The sequence below is a fragment of the Kitasatospora sp. NEAU-CNBT7 genome, assembly GCF_057220535.1.
In genome coordinates this window covers 398,300-418,250 of sequence record NZ_JBXQQB010000001.1, presented here as the reverse complement: position 1 = coordinate 418,250, position 19,951 = coordinate 398,300, and the positions used below count along the sequence as shown (strand labels likewise).

General features: G+C 74.6%; 15 protein-coding genes. 7 read left to right on the top strand and 8 right to left on the bottom strand.

All coding sequences use genetic code 11. The features are described from left to right. Positions 1 to 33 precede the first annotated feature (33 nt). Positions 34 to 1,266 carry a glycosyltransferase gene (locus AC2TEW_RS01885; RefSeq protein ID WP_484621475.1) on the bottom strand — a complete coding sequence of 411 codons (1,233 nt, stop codon included), beginning with the start codon at positions 1,264 to 1,266 and terminating at the stop codon, positions 34 to 36. 145 nt (positions 1,267 to 1,411) lie between these two features. Here AC2TEW_RS01885 and AC2TEW_RS01880 point away from each other — a divergent pair, with 145 nt between their 5' ends. Beyond that, positions 1,412 to 2,902 (top strand): FAD-dependent monooxygenase, encoded by a 1,491-nt coding sequence (locus tag AC2TEW_RS01880; protein WP_484621474.1) that lies wholly within the window; start codon positions 1,412 to 1,414, stop codon positions 2,900 to 2,902. Positions 2,903 to 2,916: 14 nt separating this feature from the next. On the opposite strand, the gene AC2TEW_RS01875 is transcribed toward AC2TEW_RS01880, so the two are convergent. Further along, positions 2,917 to 3,462 (bottom strand): CGNR zinc finger domain-containing protein, encoded by a 546-nt coding sequence (locus AC2TEW_RS01875; protein ID WP_484621473.1) that lies wholly within the window; start codon positions 3,460 to 3,462, stop codon positions 2,917 to 2,919. 200 nt (positions 3,463 to 3,662) lie between these two features. Between AC2TEW_RS01875 and AC2TEW_RS01870 the strand changes: the two genes are divergently transcribed. The 5 genes from AC2TEW_RS01870 (at position 3,663) to AC2TEW_RS01850 (ending at position 10,006) form a co-directional block, all read left to right on the top strand. Continuing rightward, the gene (locus AC2TEW_RS01870) at positions 3,663 to 5,813 is read left to right on the top strand and encodes a S53 family peptidase (protein ID WP_484621472.1); all 2,151 of its coding nucleotides are present in this window, start codon (positions 3,663 to 3,665) and stop codon (positions 5,811 to 5,813) included. A gap of 259 nt (positions 5,814 to 6,072) precedes the next feature. Next, positions 6,073 to 7,098, top strand: coding sequence for a hypothetical protein (locus AC2TEW_RS01865; RefSeq protein ID WP_484621471.1), 1,026 nt, complete (start codon positions 6,073 to 6,075; stop codon positions 7,096 to 7,098). A 123-nt stretch (positions 7,099 to 7,221) separates the two neighbouring features. Then, complete coding sequence (locus tag AC2TEW_RS01860) at positions 7,222 to 7,698, top strand: VOC family protein (protein ID WP_484621469.1); 477 nt, start codon at positions 7,222 to 7,224, stop codon at positions 7,696 to 7,698. Then, positions 7,698 to 8,558: a pyridoxamine 5'-phosphate oxidase family protein gene (locus AC2TEW_RS01855; RefSeq protein ID WP_484621468.1), complete on the top strand. Its 861-nt coding sequence runs from the start codon at positions 7,698 to 7,700 to the stop codon at positions 8,556 to 8,558. The genes AC2TEW_RS01860 and AC2TEW_RS01855 overlap by 1 nt, the downstream gene beginning before the upstream one ends. A gap of 113 nt (positions 8,559 to 8,671) precedes the next feature. Beyond that, on the top strand, positions 8,672 to 10,006 hold the full coding sequence (locus AC2TEW_RS01850) for a peptidoglycan-binding protein (RefSeq protein WP_484621467.1): 1,335 nt from the start codon (positions 8,672 to 8,674) through the stop codon (positions 10,004 to 10,006). On the opposite strand, the gene AC2TEW_RS01845 is transcribed toward AC2TEW_RS01850, so the two are convergent. From AC2TEW_RS01845 to AC2TEW_RS01825, 5 genes are all read right to left on the bottom strand, one after another. Next, entirely contained in the window at positions 9,999 to 10,676 is a 678-nt protein-coding gene (locus tag AC2TEW_RS01845; protein WP_484621466.1) for a TrmH family RNA methyltransferase, read from the bottom strand. The genes AC2TEW_RS01850 and AC2TEW_RS01845 overlap by 8 nt on opposite strands. Next, the gene (locus AC2TEW_RS01840) at positions 10,673 to 12,808 is read right to left on the bottom strand and encodes an FUSC family protein (RefSeq protein ID WP_484621465.1); all 2,136 of its coding nucleotides are present in this window, start codon (positions 12,806 to 12,808) and stop codon (positions 10,673 to 10,675) included. The genes AC2TEW_RS01845 and AC2TEW_RS01840 overlap by 4 nt, the downstream gene beginning before the upstream one ends. A gap of 9 nt (positions 12,809 to 12,817) precedes the next feature. Next, positions 12,818 to 13,915 carry an HTTM domain-containing protein gene (locus AC2TEW_RS01835; protein ID WP_484621464.1) on the bottom strand — a complete coding sequence of 366 codons (1,098 nt, stop codon included), beginning with the start codon at positions 13,913 to 13,915 and terminating at the stop codon, positions 12,818 to 12,820. Then, the gene (locus AC2TEW_RS01830; protein WP_484621463.1) at positions 13,912 to 14,541 is read right to left on the bottom strand and encodes a DUF5819 family protein; all 630 of its coding nucleotides are present in this window, start codon (positions 14,539 to 14,541) and stop codon (positions 13,912 to 13,914) included. Before AC2TEW_RS01830 ends, AC2TEW_RS01835 begins: the two co-directional genes overlap by 4 nt. A 128-nt stretch (positions 14,542 to 14,669) precedes the next feature. Further along, positions 14,670 to 15,818, bottom strand: a complete 1,149-nt coding sequence (locus AC2TEW_RS01825) for a rhodanese-like domain-containing protein (RefSeq protein ID WP_484621462.1) — start codon at positions 15,816 to 15,818, stop codon at positions 14,670 to 14,672. A 365-nt stretch (positions 15,819 to 16,183) separates the two neighbouring features. Here AC2TEW_RS01825 and AC2TEW_RS01820 point away from each other — a divergent pair, with 365 nt between their 5' ends. Further along, positions 16,184 to 18,970 (top strand): SpoIIE family protein phosphatase, encoded by a 2,787-nt coding sequence (locus AC2TEW_RS01820; RefSeq protein WP_484621461.1) that lies wholly within the window; start codon positions 16,184 to 16,186, stop codon positions 18,968 to 18,970. A gap of 55 nt (positions 18,971 to 19,025) precedes the next feature. Here the strand turns inward: AC2TEW_RS01820 and AC2TEW_RS01815 are convergent, their stop codons facing one another. Beyond that, positions 19,026 to 19,778: a hypothetical protein gene (locus AC2TEW_RS01815; RefSeq protein WP_484621460.1), complete on the bottom strand. Its 753-nt coding sequence runs from the start codon at positions 19,776 to 19,778 to the stop codon at positions 19,026 to 19,028. Positions 19,779 to 19,951: the final 173 nt, after the last annotated feature.

The window sequence follows — 19,951 nt, the reverse complement described above, 5'->3', positions numbered from 1 at the left end:
GAGCGGGCCACCGGAGCCTCGCGCGGCGGGGCGTCAGGACCGCCGGGCCCGGCGCGGGTTGAACACCCACACCCGCAGCAGCAGGAACCGCACCACCGTGGCGAGCGCGTTCGCCGCCACCAGCGCGGCCAGTTCCGCCGGGTGCGCCGAGCCCGGCGCCAGCAGGTGCAGCAGACCGATCGCGGCGCTGCTCAGCACCAGGCCCAGCAGGAACGCGATACCGCCCTCCACCTGGTGTTTCAGCGCGTCCCGGCGGCCGGTCACGCCGAACGTGAAACGCCGGTTGGCCGCCGTGTTGACCACCGCCGTCGCCGCCAGGGCCAGCGCGTTGGCGAGCAGCGCCGGCACCGCCTGGCGCAGCATCAGGAACAGCAGCACGTAGGCCAGCGTGGACAGGGTCCCGATCACCGCGAAGCTGGCCAGCTGCCAGCCGAGGCCCGGCGGCAGCTGTGCCTGCCGGACCCGCTCCGGCAGCTCCACCCGGCCGGTGCCGGCCAGTGAGCGGCGGGCCACCCGGGCCATCCCCCGCAGGTCGTCCAGCGCGGTGCGGACGATGTCCACCCGGCTGTCCGGGTCGTCCACCCAGTCCACCGGCACCTCGTGGATCCGCAGCCCGGACCGTTCGGCCAGCAGCAGCAGCTCGGTGTCGAAGAACCAGGCGTTGTCCTCCACCTCGTCCAGCAGCCGGCGGACCACCTCGGTGCGCCCGGCCTTGAACCCGCACTGCGCGTCCGAGAACTTGGCCGCCATGGTGGCCCGCAGCAGCAGGTTGTAGGTGCGCGAGATGAACTCCCGCTTGGGCCCGCGCACCACCGCCGAGCCGCGGTGCAGCCGGCTGCCGATGGCCAGGTCGCTGTGGCCGGACAGCAGCGGCGCGACCAGCGGCAGGAACGCCTCCAGGCCGGTCGACAGGTCGACGTCCATGTAGGCCACCACGTCGGCCTCGCTGGCACCCCAGACCTGGCGCAGCGCCCGGCCGCGGCCCTTGAGGTCCAGGTGGACGGCGTTCACCCGGGGGAACTCGGCGGCCAGCGCGGTGGCCACCGCCCAGGTGCCGTCGGTGCTGGCGTTGTCGGCGACGGTGATCCGGTACGGGTAGGGGAAGGTCTCGTCGAGGTAGGCGTGCAGGCGGCGGACGCACCGCTCGACGGTGTGCTCCTCGTTGAAGACGGGGACGACCACCTCGACGGTGCCCACGCGCGGCTTGCGCCGGTCCGTGGACGCCGGATCGACCAGGGCCGTGCCGTGCGTCAGGGGCTGAGTCATGGGAAGGACATTCACAGCCCCGGATGGGGCCGCGATGATGGGAGGCTGAGAGCACCCTGAGAAGCCGGACCGCGCCGCCCGCCCGCTCGCACCGCGTTCCGACGCGCAGCCCTGAAGTGCCGTGCCGACCACCGGGAGATGGCCCATGTCAGACAAGCAGATCGGCTCCGACGTGCTGGTCGTGGGAGCCGGCCCGACCGGCCTCCTGCTGGCCGGCGACCTCGCCGCGGCCGGGCTGCGGGTGACGGTGCTGGAGAAGCGCGACACCGAGTCCGACCTGACCCGGGCCTTCGCCGTGCACGCCCGCACCCTGGAGCTGCTGGACGCCCGCGGGCTGGCCGACGACCTGGTGGCGACCGGGACGGCGCTGCGCTCGCTGCGGCTGTTCGGCCGGCTGCGGATCGAGCTGGGGCAGCTGCGCAGCCGCTTCCCGTTCGTGCTGATCACCCCGCAGTCCAACACCGAACGCCTGCTGCAGGAGCGGGCGTTGAAGGCCGGCGCGACGATCCTGCGGGGCGCCGAGGTGACCGGGCTGCGGCAGGACGGCCGGTCGGTGACGGTGACCTGCCGCCGGGGCGGCGCCGGCGGGCCGGTGGAGGAGCACCGGGCGCGGTACGCGGTCGGCGCGGACGGGGTGCGCAGCGCCGTCCGGGACCTGCTGGGCATCCCGTTCCCCGGTGAGTCGGTGGTGGACTCGGTGCTGCTGGCCGACGTGCGGCTGGAGCGCGAGCCCGAGGAGGTGCTGACGGTCGGCGCCACCGAGGCGGGGTTCGCCTTCCTGGTGCCGTTCGGCGACGGCTGGTACCGGGTGATCGCCTGGGACCGGCACCGGCGGCTGCCGGACGACGCCCGGCCCGGCCTGCCCGAGCTGGCCGAGCTCACCCGTACGGTGCTCGGTCGGGACCTCGGTCTGCACGACGCGCGCTGGCTGTCGCGCTTCCACAGCGACGAACGCCAGGTGCCCAGCTACCGCTCGGGCCGGGTGTTCCTGGCCGGGGACGCGGCGCACTGCCACTCCCCGGCCGGCGGCCAGGGCATGAACACCGGCCTGCAGGACGCCGCCAACCTGAGCTGGAAGCTGGTCGCGGCCTGCCGGGGCGAGGCCACCGACGCCCTGCTGGACAGCTACCAGCAGGAGCGCCACCCGGTCGGCCGGGCGGTGCTGCGCAGCTCGGGCGCGCTGATCCGGGCCGCGCTCGCGCAGTCCGCGCCGACCCGGGCGCTGCGGTCGGTGGTGGTCTCGGCGGCCGACCGGCTCGGGCCGCTGGCCCGGCTCGGTGCCCGGCAGGTGTCGGGCCTCGCGATCCGCTACCCGGCGCCGGCCGACGCGCACCCGCTGGCCGGGCGGCGGGTGCCGGACCTGCGGCTGGCGGTGGACCGGCCGGGCGGTCCGGCGCGGCTGTACGAGGCGCTGCGGGCCGGCCGGGCGGTGCTGGTCGCCAACGACGAGCTGCCGGTGGCGGCGCCGTGGGCGCAGCGGCTGGTGACGGCGGCCCCGGCCGACCCGCACGGCAAGCTGCGGGACACCGTGCTGCTGGTGCGGCCGGACGGCTACGCGGCCTGGGCGGCCGTCGACCCGACCGAGGGGGAGCTGCGGGCGGCGCTGACCGAGTGGCTGGGCGGCGCGTCCGAGTAGCGTTCCCCCACCGGTCAGCGGGTGGCCTTCTCGTAGTGTCTGGCGGCTTTCGCCCGATTTCCGCAGACGGCCATCGAGCACCACCGGCGGCGGCCGTTCTGGGATGTGTCGAAGAAGTGAAGAATGCAGTTGGGGTGGGCGCAGGGCTTGATGCGGTGCGCGCCCCGGCCGAGGAGTTCGAGGTAATTGTCGGCGGCGAGCCAGGCGGCCAGCCACTGCTCGCCGTCCACCTCGACGTGCTGCTCGGGACCGTCCGGGGTCAGGCTGTGGCGCAGCCGGCCGTGGGCCAGGATCCCGTTGAGCGCCCGCGGGTCGGCGGCCCGGCCGGCCGCGGCGTCGTCGAGGAGCGACTGCAGCGCGTCGCGGGTGGTCCGGACGGCGTCGAGGCCCTGCTGGTCGGCGGGGCAGCGGTCGGCCAGGCCGTTGGAGGAGAGCCAGGTACGGTAGCCGTCGAGGTCGGCGAGCAGGTCGTTGACGGGGGTGCCGGCCCAGCGCGTGTTGAGCAGATCGAGCGAGAGCGGTTCGCCGGTCAGCGGGCGCGGGTCGCGGGGGTCAGCCATGGGGCCGAGTGTAACTCCGTTCTGCTCGGCCACTATTCACTGTATTCATCGGCGCCCATTCTGTTCATGAATTCACCGTCCACACTTGACTGTTCTTTAGTAAGCAATTGCCGGGCCATGGGCCCATTCGCTCGAATTCTCTGCGAGGGTCTGGAAAGCGTTTTCGAACCCGGAACGCCCCACACTTTCCGGAGGAGCCCGTGCGACCCCGCTCGCTCGCCCTTTCCGCGGCTATCGCCGTCCTGCCGCTCACCGCCTTCTCCTTGGGCGTCTCCACCGCCCAGGCCGCGCCGGTCCCCAACGCCAGCGCCCGTGTGTCCCTGCCCAACACCGTCACCCCCGCGGTGGCCCGCTCGCAGAAGCAGGGCGACGTCCCCGCCGCGCAGCAGCTCTCGGTGTCGGTCAGCCTCAAGCTGCGCAACACCGCCGATCTGGACCGCTTCCTGGCCGCGGTGTCCACCCCGGGCACCCCGGAGTACGGCCGCTACCTGACGCCGGAGCAGTTCACCGCCGCGTACGGCCCGACCCAGGCCGACGTGGAGCAGGTCCGCGCGTTCCTCACCTCGCAGGGGCTGTCCGTCTCCTCGGTCAGCGCCAACCGCCAGGTGGTCAACGCCCAGGGCACCGCCGACCAGCTGGCCAAGGCCTTCGGCACCCACGAGAGCTCCTACGCCGACCCGGCCCAGGGCGGCCGGACCTTCTTCGCCAACGACTCCGCCGCCTCGGTGCCGGCCGCGCTGGCCGGTGTGGTCGACGGCGTGCTCGGCCTGAACAACCACACCGTGCGCAAGGCCCAGCTGGCGAAGCCGAACGGCTCGACCCCGAAGGCCGCGCCCAGCGGCTTCGGCCCGGCGCAGTACGACGGCGCCTACAACCTGGGCAAGGTCGGCGCCGACGGTACCGGGGTGACCGTCGCGCTCTGGGAGTTCGACGGCTACAAGTCCTCGAACCTGACCACCTACGACGGCCAGTACGGCCTGTCCGGCCCGGCGGTCTCCACCGTCTCGGTGGACGGCGCGAGCTACGACAGCAAGCCGGGCGAGGGCCAGGGCGAGGTCGAGCTGGACAGCGAGATCGTCCGCGGCGTCGCCCCGAAGGCCACCCAGCTGGTCTACGAGGCCCCCAACAGCGACCAGGGCGAGATCGACATGGCCGCCAAGATCGTGGCGGACAACCGGGCCTCGGTCATCTCGATCTCCTGGGGCTCCTGCGAGCCGGACACCACCGCGGCCTCGATGACCGCGGTGAACAACTCCTTCAAGCAGGCCGCCGCCCAGGGCATATCGATCTTCTCGGCCTCCGGTGACGACGGCTCGCGCGACTGCACCCGCTCGGACAGCGGCTCGAGCGTCAAGGCGGTCGACTTCCCGGCGTCCAGCCCGTACAACACCGGCGTCGGCGGCACCAACCTCAAGGTGAGCGGCAACGCCTACTCCTCGGAGAGCGCCTGGTCCACCGCGGGCGGCGGCGTCTCCACCCAGTTCGCCAAGCCGTCCTGGCAGACCGGCACCGGGGTGAGCGGCACCATGCGCACCGTCCCGGACGTCTCCTCCAACGCCGACCCGGCGAGCGGGTTCGCGATCTACACGGTGGGCGGCTGGCAGACCTACGGCGGCACCTCGGCGGCCGCGCCGCTGTGGTCCGGCTACACCGCGCTGTACAACCAGAAGGCCAAGGCGGCCGGCCAGACGGTGCTCGGCGAGGCCAACCCCAAGCTGTACGCGCTGGCCAACTCCAGCAGCTACGGCTCGGTCTTCCACGACGTCACCTCCGGCAAGAACCAGGACTTCTCCACCAAGGCCGGCTACGACCAGGTCACCGGCTGGGGCACCCCGGTCGCCGACCAGCTGACCAGCGCGCTGCTCGGCGGCGGCACCACCACCCCGCCCACCGGCGGCTGCACGGCCGCCCAGCTGATCGGCAACGGCGGCTTCGAGACCGGCACCGCCGCCCCGTGGACCGCCTCCAGCGGCGTGGTCGACAACGCCTCCGGCGAGGCCGCGCACGCGGGTTCCTGGAAGGCGTGGATGGACGGCTACGGCTCCTCGCACACCGACACCCTGTCGCAGACCGTGTCGATCCCGGCCGGCTGCAAGGCCTCGTTCAGCTTCTGGGTGCACATCGACACCGCGGAGACCGGTTCGACCGCGTACGACAAGCTGACCGTCCAGGCGGGTTCGACCACGCTGGCGACCTACTCCAACGCCAACGCGGCCACCGGGTTCGTGCAGAAGACCTTCGACCTGTCGGCCTTCGCCGGGCAGACCGTGACGCTGAAGTTCACCGGCGTCGAGGACTCCTCGCTGAAGACCAGCTTTGTCGTCGACGACGCCGCACTGACCATTTCCTGACTTCCGCTCAGCGGGTCAATGTGGTTTAGACCTCAGCACCTGCCCGGACCTGCAAGGGTCCGGGTGGGTGCTGTTGTTTCCGCAATGTTTCAAGATCGATTGATTTTCCGATTCCTTGTCGTGACCACTGTCATATGTCCAAGTTGATGACGTAACCTCTGGCCGTGCGTAGGGTTCCCACAGCTCGGTGGCACAACTCCCGGCGCAGGTGCGCGCCGGGCTGAACCCGCCGAACTCACCTGGTGGGGAAGGTGTCGGGATGGGCTCACAGCAACCGCAGCAGGCCGGTCGCCTCCGGCTGGTAGGCCGACGGGACAACGGGGCGGCAGCCCCGCCCGGCCCGGCACCGGCCGTCCCGGGGCAGCCGGCCCCCAGAACGCCGCCCGCCGCCCCGCCGAGCGGCTTCGCCGAGACCCTCAACCTCGCGATCGAGGCCAGCGGCCTCAGCCTCGACCGGATCCGGGCCGCCCTCGCCAAACAGGGCGTCAGGGTCAGCGTCACCACGCTCAGTTACTGGCGCCGCGGCCGCAGCCAGCCCGAACGGGCCACCTCGCTGCGCGCCGTCCTGCTGCTGGAACAGCTGCTCGGCCTGCCCGCGGACGCGCTCACCGCGCAGCTCGGGCCGCCCCGGCCGCGCGGGCGCTGGGTCACCCCGGCCTGCCCGGACGCCCTGCGGGTGGAGGACGTCTGGCCCGGCGAGCAGGAGATCAGCGAGGTCTTCGTGGAGCTCGACGCGCCGCCCACCGGACAGCTGGAGCGGCTGTCCATCCACGACTCCTACTTCGTCGACGCCGGCCGGCGCGGCTACCTGCTGCGGATGCGCCAGGTGGTCCGGGCGACGGTGGCCGACGTGGCCCGCCTGGTGGTGGTGCACAAGGCGGACGAGGGTGCGGCCGGCTGCCCGGAGATCACCTCGGTGCGGCACGCCCGGCTCGGCCGGGTGCGGCGCCGCCCGGACAACGGCCTGCTGGTCGCCGAGCTGCTGCTGGACCGGCCGCTCGGCCTCGGCGACTCCACCGTCTTCGAGTACGAGGTGGCGATCCCCGACACCGGGCCGACCACCGACTACGGGCGGTTCTTCGCCGCGCCGGTGCGGGAGTACGTGCTGCAGGTGCACTTCGACCCGGCTGCGGTACCGGCCCACTGCGAGCGCTTCGACCGCGATCCGGGCGCCGAGGTGGACCGCCACCACCAGCAGCTGTGGATCGGCGCCTCGGCCAGCGCCCACGTGCTCTCGCCGGACCAGCAGCCCGGCCAGGTGGGGATCCGCTGGCAGTGGGAGTGACCGGGAGCGACCACCTAACCGGTATACAACTCCAGAACGGTTTGACGCCCGACCGGCCTAACCCCTACTGTCATCAGTAATGGTTAGCACGGTCGAGCCGGCCCGTCCTGGGAGTGTGTCCGCATGTCCGGTACCGCAGCACCCGTCCTCCCCACCCTGCAGACCGGCCACGTCGGTCTCAACGTCACCGATCTCGACCGCTCCACCGCCTTCTACCGGCGGCTGCTCGGCCTGGAGGTGACCGCCGAGGGCACCGACCCCGAGCGCCGGTACGCCATGCTCGGCCGCGACGGACGGCTGGTCCTGACGCTCTGGCAGCAGTCCACCGGCGACTTCGGGACGGACCGCCCCGGGCTGCACCACCTGTCGTTCCAGGTCGACTCGCTCGACGAGGTCCGGGCCGCCGAGCGGACCCTGCGGGAGCTGGGCGCGGCGTTCGCCCACGACGGCGTGGTGCCGCACCGCGAGGGCTCGGCCTCCGGCGGGGTGTTCTTCACCGACCCGGACGGCATCCGGCTGGAGGTCTACACCCCCGCGGGCGTCGCCGACACCGCCGCCGAGGCACCCCACGGCACCGCCCCGACCTGCGGGTTCTTCTAATGGCCGGGCCAGGGGCGCGCTACCACCGGGGCGAGCGGGCGGTCCAGCGGCGCACCGGGCAGCTGGAGCGGGCCGACCACGTGGGGCGGTCCATCGGCGCGGCCATCCCTCCGGTGGCCGCCCGGTTCCTCACCGAGCGCCGCACCCTGGTGGTGGGCGCAGCCGACCGCGCGGGCCGGCTCTGGGCGACCACGCTCAGCGGCCCGGCGGGCTTCCTGCGGGCCCCCGACGAGCACACCCTGGCCGTCGCCGCCGGGCCGGTGGCCGGGGACCCGCTCGCCGAGACCCTGGCCCGCGGCGCCGAGGTCGGCACCATCGCGCTCGACCCGGCCGGCCGCCGCCGGATGCGGGTCAACGGGCGCGCCGTCCCGGACGGCCGGGGCGGCCTGCTGATCGCCACCGAGCAGGTGTACGCCAACTGCCCGAAGCACATCCGCCGCCGCAGCCCGCACGACGCGCCCGCCCAGGCGGCCGCCGCCACCACCGGCACCGCCCTGACGCTCCCCCAGCAGCTCGCGGTGGGCTGCGCCGACACCTTCTTCGTGGCCACCGCCGACCCGGACGGCAAGGTCGACGCCTCGCACCGCGGCGGCGCGCCCGGCGTGCTCACCGTGCACGGCCCGGACCGGCTGAGCTGGCCCGAGTACCCCGGCAACACCATGTTCATGACCCTGGGGAACCTGGAACTGAACCCCGCCGCCGGCCTGCTGGTCCCCGACTGGGAGACCGGGGCCGCACTCCTGCTGACCGGGCGCGCCACCGTCGACTGGGCCGACCCCGACGCCCCGGTCGTCCACTACACGGTCGCCGCGGTGGTCGACCTCCCCCACGCGACCGCACTGACCTGGACCGATCACTGAGGCCCGCCGCCGGACACCCGGAGCGATGTCCTATTTGTTATATCTTCAGGTGATATTCCCTCAATCCGGCGTGGAATGAATGCCCACTCCCACGACGGAAGGGCAGGCTCACCGTGCTGATCGAGTTCACCGAGGCCGCACCGGACGACGGCTGCGCCTGCCGGGGCTGCGGCGCCCGCCGGCTCGCCCGGCTGCACGCCGCCCGGGCCGAGGACGGCGGCCACCCCGCCGCCCGCGGCGCCCGCCGGGCCGCCGTCCTGCTGGCCGCCCTGGGCACCGTACTCGGCGGCCCCGCCGCCACCGCGGGCGCCGTCGGGGCCCCGATACCCGGGGACGGCACCGACGCGCCGATACCCGACGCCCCGCAGGGCGAGGTCAGCGGGCTCTACGGCGGCCAGGGCGCCACCCCCCGGCTGCGCGCCGCCACCCCCGCCACCACCCGGACCGAGATCCTCGCCCGGGCCCGCCGCTGGGTCGACCAGCACGTGCCGTACAGCATGAGCAGCTACTGGACCGACGGCTACCGCCAGGACTGCTCCGGCTTCGTCTCGATGGCCTGGGGCCTGGGGACCAGTCAGACCACCTGGACCCTGCCGGACTTCGCCGACCGGATCACCAAGGACGACCTCCAGCCCGGCGACATCCTGCTGTACAACAACCCCGCCGACCCCGAGGGCGGCTCGCACGCCGTCCTGTTCGGCGGCTGGACGGACGCCACCCGCACCCGGTACACCGCGTACGAGCAGACCAGCCCGGCCACCGTGACCCGCGCGACGCCGTACGCCTACTGGAGCAACTCCGCCTCGTACCTGCCGTACCGCTACCGGGGCCTGTCGGCACCCGTCCCCGACCCCGCGCCCGCACCGGCGCCCGCCCCGGCCCCCGCTCCCGACCCCGACGCCTTCCCGGGCGCGGGCCTGTTCGGGCCCGGGCAGTCCAACGCCTACGTCCAGCGGCTCGGCGAGATGCTGACCGCCCGCGGCGGCGGCCGGTTCTACCGGGTCGGGCCGGGCCCGCAGTGGGGCGAGGCCGACCGGCTGGCCACCCAGGCCTTCCAGCTGGCCCAGGGCTGGTCGGGCACCGAGGCCGACGGCTACCCGGGCCGGGACACCTGGGGCCTGCTGGTGCACGGCCTGGGCAAGGACATCCCGCCGGCCGGTGCCCCCGCCCCGGCGCCCGCACCCGGGCCGCCGCCGCCCGGACCGGCCGTCCCGGCCTTCCCCGGCGCCGCCGCGTTCGGTCCCGGCCGGGTCTCCGCGGCCGTGCAGCAGCTCGGTGAGCAGCTGGTCCGCAAGGGCTTCGGCCGCTATTACACCGAGGGTCCGAGTCCCGACTGGGGCGAGGCGGACCGGCTCAACGTGCAGGCGTTCCAGCGGGCGCAGGGCTGGTCCGGCGCGGACGCCGACGGGTACCCGGGCCCGGAGACCTGGCGGCTGCTGTTCAGCTGACGGCCGGGGCCGCCGCGCCGTGCACCCGCACCCAGGCGTGCATGGCGATGGCGGCCGCCGCGCCCGCGTTGATCGAGCGGGTCGAGCCGTACTGGGCGATCGAGCAGACCGCCGTGGCGTGCTCCCAGGCGGCCTCGGTCAGGCCGGGGCCCTCCTGGCCGAACAGCAGGACGCAGCGCTCGGGCAGCTCGAAGGTCTCGATCGGCACGGCGCCGGGCAGGTTGTCGATGCCGATCAGCGGCAGGCCTTCGGCGGCGGCGAAGGCGGCCAGCGAGGCGACGTCCTCGTGGTGGCGCAGGTGCTGGTAGCGGTCGGTGACCATGGCGCCGCGCCGGTTCCAGCGCCGGCGGCCGACGATGTGCACCTGCTCGGCCAGGAAGGCGTTGGCGGTCCGCACCACCGAGCCGATGTTGAAGTCGTGCTGCCAGTTCTCCACCGCGACGTGGAAGCCGTGCCGGCGGGTGTCCAGGTCGGCGACGATCGCCTCGTGCGTCCAGTACCGGTAGCGGTCGGTCACGTTGCGCCGGTCGCCGGCGGCCAGCAGCTCCGGGTCGTAGTGCGCTCCGGCCGGCCACGGCCCGGGGTGCGGGCCCACGCCGATCTCGCGCTCGTCCGGCGTGAAGGCCTCGTCGTACTGCTCGCCCGTCAGGGGCACACCCGTCTTCGTCACGCCTTCGAGGGTACGGGCCCGGGCGCCCGGCGCGGCCGGACAGCCTTCTCCAGGTCGGCGACGGCCTGCATCAGCAGCCTGGCCCCGCCGCGGGCGACCGCGACCCGGTCCTCGGCCCCGGTCTCCGGCGGCAGGGTGGCGAGCACCTCGTCCCAGGTCTCGTGCGCGGCCCGGAGGGCGGAGAAGTCCGCCGGCTGCCCGAGCAGGATGGCGGCCGCCGCGATGGCGGTGGAGTCCCGCAGTTCCTCGGCGAACGCGGTGGTACCGGGCAGCGGCGGGCTGCCGGCGGCCGGCAGGTGGGCCTCCATCAGCACGGTGGAGCGGCCGAGCAGGCCGACGGCGGCCCGCGCCCGGTCGAGCTGCTTGCGCGGCAGCTCGGTCAGCCGGTCGGGGTCCCGGTGCGGCTCGGCGTCGGCCCGCTGCTGGGCCTCGAGCATCTCGGAGCGGGCCTCGCGGACGTCCAGCAGGGTGTCCCGGACCATCCGGGTGTGCCGCTCGTCCGGATCGCCGAGGGCGGAGACCACCGCGGCCGCGTACCGGCCGACGGCGGCCAGCCACTCGGCCAGCCGCTCCGGCAGCCGGGCGGTCTGCCAGGTGGGGAACAGCGCGTAGGCGCCGAGCGCGAGGGCGCCGCCGAGCAGGGTCATGGCGATCCGGTCCACCGCGGTCTGGGTCGGGTCGACGTCCTCCAGGCCGAGCAGGAACACCACGTACCCGGAGATGCAGGCGGTGGCCAGCGCGTAGCCGGTGCGCAGGGTCAGGTAGGCGCCGGCGATGAAGACCACGGCCAGCGCCGCCGACAGCCACTCGCCCGGGTCGAACAGCCGGACCACCAGGGTGGCGACCAGCACCCCGGCGACCGTGCCGGCCAGCCGGGCGACGCCCCGGCTGTAGGTCTGCGCGAAGTCCGGCCGCATCACCATGCCGGCGGTCAGCGGCGCCCAGTAGCCGTGCCGCACGCCCAGCAGCCGGGCCGCCAGGTAGGCGCCGGTGACCACGCAGGACAGCCGGACGGCGTGCTGGAAGACGGCGGCGTGCGGGTCGAGCTGGCGGCGCACCGTGCGCAGCGCGGAGGGCACCACCCGCAGCAGCGGCGGCCGGTGCAGTCCGGGGCCGCGGGCCGGGCCGGTCACGGTCGAGCGGTCCTGCTTGTCCAGGTTGTCGACGGCCTTGCCGAGCAGGCCGGACAGCCGCCGGGCGGAGCGGCGGGCCGCGCCGCGCAGGCCGGGCCCCTCGTCCGGGCGCAGCAGGGCCAGGGCGGGGGTGGAGCGCGGCGGCCGGTACGGATCGCCGGAGCGGATCGCGCGGGCCAAGGCGTCCAGGACCTCGGCGGCGGCGGCCAGGATCTCGCGCGTCCGGTCGCGTTCGGGTCCTTCGGCGGCCGCGCCGACCCGGGGGTCGGCGAGGGCGGCCAGCGCCGGGCGGACCCGTTCGGCGATGCCGCGCAGCCCGCGCATCTCGGGCGGCCGGTGGCGGGCCTGCCAGGGGGTCAGGGCGGCGGCCTGCCGGGCGAGGATGAAGGGCTCCGGGTCGACGTGGGCGGTGGGGTCCTGGCGCAGCCGCCGGGCGTAGTCGGCGAGCGCGGCGTAGGTGTCGGCGAGGGCGTCGCGCTGGGCGCCCCAGCTGTCGACCGGCCAGACGGTGACGACCAGGGCCTGGGCGGCGCCGCCGACGGCGCAGAGGGCGCCGTGGCCGAGGGCGGTCTCCACGCTGACGGGCAGTTGGACGACGACCAGCATCACCGAGACGGTGGTCGCGGCGACCACCCCGCCGGTCGGGCCGACCGCCCACATCATGCCGGCGCCGAACGACCAGAGCGCGAGCAGCACCGGGAAGGCGCCGGGGATGCCGACCGCCAGGTAGCCGAGGAAGGTGCTGACCCCGAGGCCCAGGCCGGCGGCGACGGCGAGCGAGGTGCGCGGCCGGAAGCTGCGCTGGAAGGTGGCGGTGCCGGCGATGAAGGCGCCCATCGCGGCGGAGGTGGCGAGCGAGGGTCCGGCCAGCGCCAGGGTCGGGAAGACCACCAGGGCGACCGCGACGGCGCCGCGGACGGCTCGCCGGGGGTCGGACAGGGTCCGGTCCAGGGTCAGTCCGGCCTTCGCGGTGTCACGAAGCGAGGCAAACCAGGACATGACGGGAGCTTAGCCGCTGGCCGGGCCCGGCTCCTCGCTCCCGCGCTCGGCGGCCGGGGCGTCCGTCCGTCCGGTCGCCCGCCGGGCCGCCGTCCAGGCCGCGAGCCGGCGCTCGGTCCACAGCAGTGCGGAGGTCGGCAGGAAGACCGCGTCCGCCGCGATCATCGCGAGCGAGAAGAACGGCAGCCCGAGCACGACCGCGATCGCCAGGTGCTCGGCCATCATCAGCGCCAGCAGCGCGTTCTTCAGCCGCCGGTTGGCCAGGGTGAAGGGGAACCCGACCTGGAGGATCACCGTGCCGTAGGAGAGCAGCACGGTCAGCAGCAGGCTGGAGCCGAGCAGGCCGGACAGCGCCGGCCAGGGGGTGAAGTAGTCCAGGTGCAGCGGGTAGTGCAGGGCGGTGCCGTCCTGCCAGCGGGTGCCCTGCACCTTGTACCAGCCGGCCGTGGAGTAGATCAGCACCACCTGGACGGCGATCACCGCCATGCCGCAGTTGTGCACCATGGTGGCCAGCGCGTCGAGCACCGCCCGCGGCTCTCCCACCGGGCCGCGCGGCGGGCGGCGCCGGGCCCGGCGGGCGTCCAGTGACCAGTACCGGCCGCAGCGCACCAGCACCAGGTAGAGCGCCATCAGGTGGACCACGTTGTCGCCGCCGTCGCCGACCAGGACGTTGCGGTTCTGCAGCGAGACGGCGGTGACGGCGAACAGCACGCCGGTCGCCCTGGTCCGCCAGCCGAGCGCCAGCAGTACGGCGGCCAGCAGGGCCAGGTGGTAGACCAGTTCAAACCAGAGCCTGCTGTCGGACCAGGTGAGCACGGTGAAGGCGTGGGTCTCGCCGATCAGCCGGCCGGCCAGCTCGGCCGACCAGGGGGAGCGGTCGCCGTACAGCTCGCGCCGGTTCGGCCACTCGCGCAGCAGGAAGCCGCCCCAGGCCAGCGCGATGCCGATCCGCACCACGGCCGCCTGGCGGGTGAGCCAGCTGCGCGCGGTGAAGGCGTCGAAGAGCCGCTCGAAGCGGGTCGGCGGGGCGGGCGCCGACGGTTCCGGTGCCGGTCCGGCGTCGGCGGGCCGGGGATCCGCCGTGCCCGGCGCTATCGGGCCGCTCACCCCAGCCCCCGGTAGTCGGCCTCGTCCACCGGCCACCACGGCAGCTCCTGGTACTGGACCGCGGTGTCGGTCTGCTCCGGGCTCCAGGCCGGCGGGGCGATGGCCGCCGAGCCGAACCGGAACTGGATCTGCACGACCCGCTCACCGCCGACGGTCCGGCCGAACCGCTGCAGCGCGATCCGCTCGAGGTACTCCTCGGCGAGCCTGCCGCGGGTCCCGACCAGGGCGCCGTCCTGCTCGGGGTGGGTGGTCCGGTAGAAGTCCAGCGCCCGGCGCAGCATGTTCTGGTCCAGGTGGCTGGGGGCCGGGTTGCCGCGGATCGCGGCGACGTCCTCGGCGGTCAGGCCGACCCAGTCGCGGGTGGTCACCCGGCTGTCCCCGTCGATGGTCTGCACCCGGGCGTCCACCGTGAGGTTCTGCTGCAGCGGGTTGGGCGCGAACAGCTTCCAGTTCTGCTCGAACTCCGGGTAGACCACCGCGTCGATCTCCCGCTGGTACTGGCGGGAGACCGCATTGGCCGGCGCGACGTGCAGGAACAGCGCCCCGAGGAAGAGCCCGGTACCGCCGAGCAGCCCGGCCCCGGACAGGCAGATCACCAGCAGGGCGGGGGTGGACCAGACGCGCACACCGCCTCCTCCCACTGACTCCCCAACGGATCACCGGTGCTGTCGCCCGGTCATCCTGCCCCACCCGGGGCCGCCCGCGACAGGGGGATCCTCCCGTCACCGCCGCGGCGGCCCGGCCCGACGGACCGTCACAGGACGTAGGCGTCCCGGCCCCCGGTGCCGGTCATCGGACGGCCGGCCGCCTCCCAGGCGTACATGCCGCCGTCCACGTTGACCGCCTCGCGGCCCTGCGCCACCAGGTACTGGACGACCTGCGCGGAGCGGCCGCCGACCCGGCAGAGCACGTAGAGCTTCTCGTCGGGCAGCTCGTCGAGGCGGGCGATCACCTCGCCGATCGGGATGTGCAGCGCGCCGTCGACGTGCCCGGCGTCCCACTCGTCCTGCTCGCGGACGTCGAGCAGGGCGGCGTCGGCGGGCACCGAGGCCGCGTCGGTGGTGGGGATCTGCTGAGCGAACATCGTCCGGTTCTCCTGGGGTTCACGGGGTTGGCCATCACCATTGTGACCGGGGTCGCCGAGCAGCCGCTCCAACTCGGCCCGCTGCCCGGCGGCCCGGGCGAGCAGGCTGTCGGCCAGCTCCTCCAGCAGCCGCTCCGGCTCCTGCGGGGCGAGCAGCAGCAGTTCGCCCATCGGGGTGCGCTCCAGCCGGACCTGCTCGGCGGCCAGCCGGCCGATCTTGCCGGTCAGCCACTCCAGCCGCTGGCGCAGCCAGTCGGGCCGGTCGGGCGCGTCGGCGGCCGGGGCCGTCTCGGGGTCGGTGGACCACTCCTCGGCGAGCTGCTCCAGGGCTGCGGTGTCGCCGTGCGCGTAGGCCTCGTTGACCCGGGCGATGAACGCCGAGCGGCGTTCCTGCTCGGCCGGGTCGGTGGCCAGGTCGGGATGGGCGCGGCGGGCCAGCTCGCGGTAGACCCGCTGGGCCTCCCGGTCCGGCCGGACCTTGCGGGTGGGCTCCGGCTCCAGCTCGCGCAGCAGGTCGTCGGTGGGTTCGGGGGCGGCCGGGGGCTCGACCCGGGCCCGGGCCTCGGCGGCCCGGCGCAGGTCCTCGGGGTCGCCGCTGCGGGCGGCGACCGCCTCGGCGATCAGCGCGTCCAGCTCGTCCAGGCTCGCGTAGAGCGGGCCGAGCAGCTGGTGGTGGACCAGCGCGAAGTTGTCGATCTCGACCCGCAGGGTCTCCACATCGACCTCGAGGGTCAGCCAGGCCAGCTCGGTCGCGGCGACCTGCTCCTCCAGCCGCTCCCGCTCGGGGTCACTCCACCGTGCCGGGCTCTCCGTGCTCACCTGCTCGCCTTCGTCCGGTCGACCTGGGTCCGGCCTGCCACCCTACCCAAGCACCCGCAGCGGTGAACCGCCCACGCGAACGGGTGAACCAGAGGCGCGCTCCGGCGCACGCGGGGTGACACGCAACTGATACTTACGAATCTCCTCGATTCGCTGTTGGACCCGGCCCGGTCCGTGCTTCGCTGGAGGGCGCACCAGGTTGCACCGCACGTACGGACGAGTGCCGAACGGCCAGCTGCACGGCACACCCCGGTACGGGCGGAACAGGACAGGCAGGAGCGGCCGGAGACGAGGAAGCCCAGCACGCCGCCCCGACGACGGGTCCGTCGCACGGCACGGCGGCCAGGCGGGAGCAGACCGGATCCATGGTGGACGAGCCCAACTCCACACCGCGGCCAGGAGCCGACCCACCGCTGCCACCCGGCGGCCCGGCGCCGGCCGGCGCCCACCCCGCGGGGGTGGTGGCGCTGCTGCGGGTCGCCTCCGTCCTGGTCGACCCGGACGGCCGGATCGCCCAGTGGGACCGCACCGCGGAGGAGCTGTTCGGACACCGCGCCGAGGTCACCTTCGGGCGCACCGCGATCGGCCTGCTGCCCGCCGTCGAGCCGCGCGCCGAGACCGCCGCGCCGCTGCCGCCCGGCGCCGGGCACCGCTGCGACGCCTTCTCCACCCTGGACGACCTGACCCAGCTGGACACCCCGTGGGCCGGCGCGATGGCCGTCTGCGACCGCGAGGACCGGCTGCGCGACATCCTCTGGTGGGCCTACCCGCTGATCGAGCCGGCCGGCCGCGGACTGCTGGTGCTGGCCGCCGACGCCCGGCCGCTGCGCACCACCGGCCTGCGGATCGCGCTGGGCGAGCGCCTGCTGCCGTACGCGCAGGCGCCCACCGCGGCCGGGCGCCCGCTGCGGGTGGCGGCCGCGCTGGCCCCCGCCGCCGCCGGGGGCGCCGCGGCCCTGGAGCCGCTGCTGCCCAAGGGCTCGCCCGAGCGCCGGCAGCGGCTGATGGCCCAGCTGGTCGCCGCCGGGCTGCCCGCCCTGTGGGTCGACTCGGCCACCCTGCTGCCGGTGCTGCCGTACCAGTCCTCCCCCAGCGGTACGGCCCGGCTGGCCGCCGGCATCGGCCGCCGCTACCCGACCCCGCAGCAGCGCGCCGACCGCCCGCGCGCCGGGCGCCGGCCCCCCGAAGCGGACAGACCCGGGGCCGGCCGCGGCCCCGGCGGCCCGGCCGCGGACGGCGCGGTGGCCGGCCGCGCACCCGCCGCCGGCCCGGCCACCGCCGAAGGTCCCGGCCCCGACGGCCGGCGGGCCCTCGGCAGCACCATCCCCGGCCAGCGCGAAGCGGCCGGCACCGGCGAAGACAGCGATCCCGGAGGCCCCACCATCGAGTCCGCAGCCAACGGCCACACGTCACTCCGCGACGGCGGCCTGCCCGCCCCCGCCACCGCGACACCCCCGCCGGTCGAGGGCGTCGAGGTGGTCCGCGGCACCCCGGACGGCGACCAGCTGGCCCTGCTGAGCGAGGTCGGCGGGCGGGTCGGCACCACCCTGGACCTGGACACCACCGCCCGCGAGCTGTGCGACGTCCTGGTCCCGCGGGTGGCCGACTTCGCCTGCGTCGACCTGCTGGACGGCCTGATCTCCGACTCCGAGCTCCCCCGCGACCGGCCGGACGACTCGACGATGCTGCGCCGGGTCGCCCGGGTCTTCAACGCCGGCTCCGGGACCTGGAGCCACGTGCTGGACGAGGGCCGGCTGCTGGCGATGCCCCGCTCGACCCCGCCGGGCCTGGCCCTGCAGGAGAACAAGCCGGTCCTGGTCCCGGTGATCACCCCGGACGTCGCGGTGGAGTACGCGGCCTCGCTCGGCGGGCCCGAGCTGGTGCCGCTGGTGGTCGACCGCTCGATGCTGGTGCTGCCGCTGTCCGCCCGGGGCACCGTGCTGGGCATCCTCAAGCTGCTGCGGCTCGCCGACCGCGGCCCGTTCACCAAGGCCGACGCCGACACCCTCAAGGAGCTGGCCGCCCGGGCCGCCCTCTCGCTGGACAACGCCCGGCTGCACCGCGCCGAGTCCAAGGTCGCCACCACCCTGCAGCGCTCGATGATCCCGACCCGGCCGCCGAAGATCCCCGGCGTCCAGGTCGCCCACCGCTACCTGCCGGGCGACCCGAAGGCCGAGGTCGGCGGCGACTGGTTCGACGCGATCCAGCTGCCCGGCAGCCGGGTCGCCCTGGTGGTCGGCGACGTGATGGGCCACGGCCTGCACTCGGCGGCGGCGATGGGCCGCTTCCGTACGGCCATGCAGACCCTGGCCGCGCTCGACCTGCCGCCGGGCCAGCTGCTGCGGCACCTGGACAACCTGGCCCACAAGCTCGGCGACGACCACCTGGCGACCTGCCTCTACGCGGTCTACGACCCGATCGACCGCACCTGCGAGCTGGCCAGCGCCGGCCACGTCCCGCCGGTGCTGGTCCACCCGGACGGGCGCGGCGAACTGCTGGAGATCCCCGAGGGCGCGCCGATCGGGGTCGGCGGGGTGCCGTTCGTGGCCAAGAAGATCAGCGTCCGGGACGGCTCGATGCTGGTGCTGTGCACCGACGGCCTGGTCGAGGTCCGGGGCGGTGACATAGGGGAGGGGCTGGCCGCGCTCTGCGGCAACCTGATCGACCCGAAGAAGACCCCGGAGGAGGCCTGCGACACGGTCCTGGAGCGGCTGCACACCGACGACCGCAAGGACGACGTCGCCCTGCTGGTGGCCCGGTTCGACGGGGTGGCGCCGAGCGAGGTGGCGACCTGGCGGCTCACCGTGGAGCAGTCGGAGGTCCGGCACGCCCGGCGCCTGGTCCGCGAGCAGCTCGCCGCCTGGCGGCTGACCGCGCTGACCGACACGGTCGAGCTGCTGGTCAGCGAGCTGGTCACGAACGCCGTCCGGGTGGCCCGCGCCGACGTCCAGCTGCAGCTGATCCGGGTCGACAAGCTGCTGGTCGAGGTCAGCGACGACAACCACAACCTGCCGTCGCTGGAGCCCGCCGAGTCGATGGACGAGAACGGGCGCGGCCTCAACCTGGTGAGCAAACTCGCCGAGCGCTGGGGGACCGCCCGCAAGGCGGTCGGCAAGGTGGTCTGGTTCGAGCTGGCCCTGCCGCGCGGCTGAACCGCGGACCCGCGGACCGGGCCCAGGGAGAGCCCTGGGCCGTGTCAGAGACGGCCTAGCGGATCAGGGCGCCCGCGGGGGTGCGGCGGGCCGCCTCGGTGGCGACCGAGGCGGCGGCGCCGACCCCGGCCAGCACCCGCGGCCAGTAGTCGCCGAACACCTCGACCGCCGCGGCGATCAGCACCGCCGTCAGCAGCGCCACCACGTGCTCCAGACCGGCCAGGTTGGGCAGGACCACCGCCTCCCCCACCATCACCAGCGCCACCGCCCCGCCCGTCCACCAGGCCCGGGTGCGGAAGGCGACGCAGACCGCCAGCGCGACCACCGCGGCCGACGGCCCGGTGTCGCGGACGTGCGCCACCCACTGCGGGAAGCCGAACAGGTGCTGCGGGCCGATCGCCACCCCGACCCGGGCGAACAGCGTGCCGGCCAGCGTGCAGACGTACGCGACGACCAGGGTCAGCCGGCGGCCCAGCACCATCTCGGCCAGCCCGAACACCACGAAGACCTGCGCCAGCGCCCCCCAGACCGGCAGGTCCAGCGCGGGCACGTAGAGCGAGAGCGGGGTGCGCAGCAGCGAGACGTCCAGCGGCAGGGAGGCCTTGACCACCCCGATCACGGTGACCACCTTCGCGCCGCCCGGCAGGTGCTGGACGACGCTGAAGAGCAGGATCAGCAGGGTGGCGGCCGTGGCCAGCGGAACCGAGGCGAATCGTTTACGCGCCACATGGTCCCTGACCACCGCGTACAGGAGTCCCCACTCGGCGACGGCGGCCCGGGCGGCAATCGCCGGAACACCCTTTCGCACGCCCCCCACCTGGGCAATTTCCTTCACAGCCGACCCGCTCCCCGTTCGCGTTCCAGAAAAACCCGGCCCTGAGGTTCCCGCACTCGAGCCAGTCTTCGTTCGAGCACTACATCTACGGTAGGCAGCGGCTAAACGGGAGGCATCAGCACAGGTGGCGAACCACTGTCATCCTC